Origin of the sequence: Micromonospora parastrephiae (assembly GCF_016802865.1) — a bacterium.
Classification (GTDB): Bacteria; Actinomycetota; Actinomycetes; order Mycobacteriales; family Micromonosporaceae; genus Micromonospora; species Micromonospora parastrephiae.
This window is the reverse complement of sequence record NZ_JAEVHM010000335.1, coordinates 1-3,364: the sequence shown is the minus strand read 5'-3', so window position 1 is coordinate 3,364 and position 3,364 is coordinate 1. Positions and strand designations below refer to the sequence as shown.

Below are 3,364 nucleotides of genomic sequence, written 5' to 3'. Positions count from 1 at the left end.
CACCCGGCGGGCCGAGCCGCCGGGAGCGTTGCGGATCGGCACGGTCCGCATCGACGACGTCGACCCGGTGCCGGCGCTGGTGCCGCTGCTCGACGCCGGGCACGTGCACCTCTCCGGCGACGACCGCGCCGGCTGCGACGCGGTGGTGTCCGCGTTGCTGCTGCGCGCCGCCGGCCGCGCCGAGCCCGGGGCGGTCCGACTGATCGGGTACGACCCGGAGCACCTCGGTGGCGGTCTGGCCGGGTTCGCTCCGCTGGGCACCGCGGGGCTGCTCACCTTCGTCGGCCCGGGTGGCCTCGGCGCGCTGCTCGACGACCTGGTGGAGCAGATCCGCCGGATCAACGAGACGGTGCTGGCCGGCGAACACGGCTCGTTGCGGGAGTTGGCCTCGGCGACCGGCCGCCGTCCCGAGCCGTGGCGGGTGGCGGTGCTGCTCGGCGGTGACGAGCTGAACCGGCACGAACGCGGCCAGCTCGAACGGGTGGTGCGGGCCGGCGCCGCCTGCGGGGTGCACCTGGTGGTCCGGGGCATCCCCCTGCCCGACGACCCGACGGTGACCCGGGTGGTGGCCGGGGCGTCCGGCGCCCTGATCGGCGGGCCGGCCGGGCTGCCGGTCCGGCTGGACCCACCGCCACCGGCGACGCTGGTCACCGAGACCTGCCGGGAGATCGCGGCCCGGGTGAACGCCGGCCCGCCGCCGACCCCGTTCGCCGACCTGCTGCCGCCGCCGGAGCAGATGTGGCGGGAGAACTCGGCCGGCGGGCTGACCGCCCCGATCGGCGAGGGGCCGCAGGGCCGGCCGGTGCGTCTGACCCTGGGCGACTACCCACCGCACGCGCTGATCGGCGGGCCGTCCGGCACCGGAAAGACCAATCTGATCTTCGCCTGGATCGGGGCGTTGGCGGCCCGCTACTCCCCCTCCGAGCTGGAGTTCTACCTGCTGGACTTCAAGGAGGGGGTGTCCTTCGCCCGGTTCGCTCAGGGCCGGCGCGACCCGAGCTGGCTGCCGCACATGCGCCTGGTCGGGATCAACGTCAACACCGACCGGGAGTTCGGGCTCGCGCTGCTGCGCTTCCTCACCGAGGAGCTGCGTCGCCGCGCCGACGCGGCCAAGAAGCACGAGGTGACCAAGCTGGCCGAGCTGCGCGCGGTCGACCCGACCGGGCACTGGCCGCGGATCGTGGCCGTGGTCGACGAGTTCCAGATGTTGCTGGCCGGCCGGGACGTGGTCGCCCGGGAGGCGGCCGACCTGCTGGAGGACCTGGCCCGGCGTGGCCGGTCGCAGGGCATCCACCTGGTGCTCGCCTCGCAGGACGTCCGGGGCATCGAGGCGCTGTGGGGCCGTCCCGCGTTGGTCGCCCAGTTCACGTTGCGTATCGCGCTGCCCAAGGCGCTGCGGATCCTCGCCGAACGCAACGACGCGGCGCAGTCGTTGCCCCGCTGGCACGCGGTGGTCAACGCCGAGTCGGGCATGGTGGAGGGCAACGAGGTCGCCCGGATCCCGTCGGCCAGCGACTGGGAGACGTGGAGCGGGTTGCAGCACCGGCTGTGGCGGATGCGTCCGGCCGACGCGGCACCGGCCCGGCTCTTCGACGGCGACGCGATCCCCCGGCTGGCCGAAGCCCCGGACTACCGCGCGCTCGAAGCCCCGGCGGACGGGAAGGCGCCGCGCAACCCGGTCGCCCTGCTCGGCGAGATCATCGACGTACAGTCCCGCTCGGCGGCCCTGCGGCTGCCCCGCGCCCCCGGACGCAACCTCGCGGTGCTGGGCACCCGGGTGGACGAGGCGTGCGCGGTGCTGGACGCGGCGGCCCGGTCACTGGCCCGCCAGCACCCGCCGGGCACCGCCCGGTTCTCCATCGCCTGCCTGGACGCCGACGCCGACCCCATCGCCCGCGCGCTCTACGAGGACCTCGCCGACGACGCCGCCTGGTACGACGAGGAAACCGTCGGCGAGCTGATGGCCGAGACGGCCGACGGGCTCGGCGGCGCGGGCGGCGCGCACTACCTGCTGCTGTTCGCCGTCGACGCGGCGGCCGGCACCCTCGCGGCGCGGGCGGGTCGGCGTACCGGCCTGGAGCAGCTGCGCCGGATCCTGCACGACGGGCCGGAACGGCGGACCCACGTGCTGGCCTGGTGGCGAGGGGTCGCCCGGATGCGCGCCGACCTGGGCGGTCCGGCCGCCCGCACCGACCAGATCGGCGCCTGGGTGGCGCTCGACGCGCACGGCGGCGAGCTGGGCGCCTCGCTCTACCCGGGCACCGGCGGCCCGGACTGGTACCCCCGACCGTGGCGGGGGCTCTTCTTCGACCGGGCGGTGCACCGCACCGGACAGGTGATCATCCCGTATGGACCGTCGCGATGAATCAACCGGTCACCAGTGAGACGTACACGGCCCAGCTGCGGCGACTGGCCGAGCTGACCGCCCGGGTACGCGACCAGCGCGCCGAGGCGCACACCTGGTACGAGCGGCAGTGCGCGGCGGCCGAACAGGCCGTCGCCGACGCCGTGGACCAGGTGCGCGCCGCCGAGGAGGAGCTGGTCGCCGCACGGGAGCAGCAGGAACGCGTCGACGCGGAGGTCGCGCACCTGTGGCAGCAGGTGCGGACGCGACTCGGGGCGGCGTCCGCCGCGTCGGCGGCCCGCCCACGCCGGCCAACGGCGGCACGACCGCCGACCCGGCGCTGCTGCTCGGCCGCGCCCGGGACCTGCTCGACCGGGCCGGCCAGCCGGGTGAACTGCCCGGTTCGGTGAACCCGCTGCTCGCGCTCTGCGGTGTCGCCGGCGCCGTCCTGGCGTACGCGCTGGGCACCGGCGCGCGGGCGCTCGGCGTCGGGTACGGCGGCGACCTGGCGGTCGGGATGCCGGTGCTGGCGCTGGTGGTGACCCTGCTCGGGCCACTGATCGGTCTGGTGCCGGCGCGGGTGCTGGCCGATCGCCGGCACGCGGTGCTCGGGCCGCGGCCGATCACCGTGGTGCTCGGCGCGGGGGTGCTCGCCACGGCGCTGCTGCTGATCCTCGGCCGTTGACCCGGCGCGACGGGCGGCACCCCTGCGGACCGGCACGCCGCACCGCAGGGGTACGGCGTTTCCGGTCGTTGTCAGGCCGGGACCAGGACGGCCTCGCGCAGCAGGCGGCGGGCCAGGGTGACCCGGTCGGCGTCGTCGGGCAGGCCGGGCAGGTCGCCGACGCGGGTGACCGTGCCGGTGAGCAGGGCGCGGGCCGCCGGCTCGCAGTCGGCCGGCAGGGTGATGGTGCGGTCGAACAGCCGCAGCGCCACCGTGTCCGGCCCGTGCGGCACGAGCTGCCAGCGCAGGCCCGGACGCAGGGCGAGCCGGGAGTCGGCGTCCAGCGCGTCGAGCGC

1 protein-coding gene and 2 pseudogenes are annotated in these 3,364 nt (G+C 76.3%); 2 read left to right on the top strand and 1 reads right to left on the bottom strand.

What is annotated here, in order from left to right; translation table 11 throughout:
* Both JNW91_RS30510 and JNW91_RS30505 read left to right on the top strand, forming a co-directional pair.
* Positions 1–2,365 (top strand): FtsK/SpoIIIE domain-containing protein (locus JNW91_RS30510; RefSeq protein WP_238425988.1); only part of this gene is annotated, 2,365 nt, incomplete at its 5' end.
* A pseudogene (locus JNW91_RS30505) lies at positions 2,362–3,029 on the top strand (hypothetical protein). The gene JNW91_RS30510 and the pseudogene JNW91_RS30505, both read left to right, overlap by 4 nt.
* A gap of 71 nt (positions 3,030–3,100) precedes the next feature.
* Here JNW91_RS30505 and JNW91_RS30500 read toward each other — a convergent pair.
* Positions 3,101–3,364 (bottom strand): annotated as a pseudogene (locus JNW91_RS30500) (cupin); the annotation flags it as partial.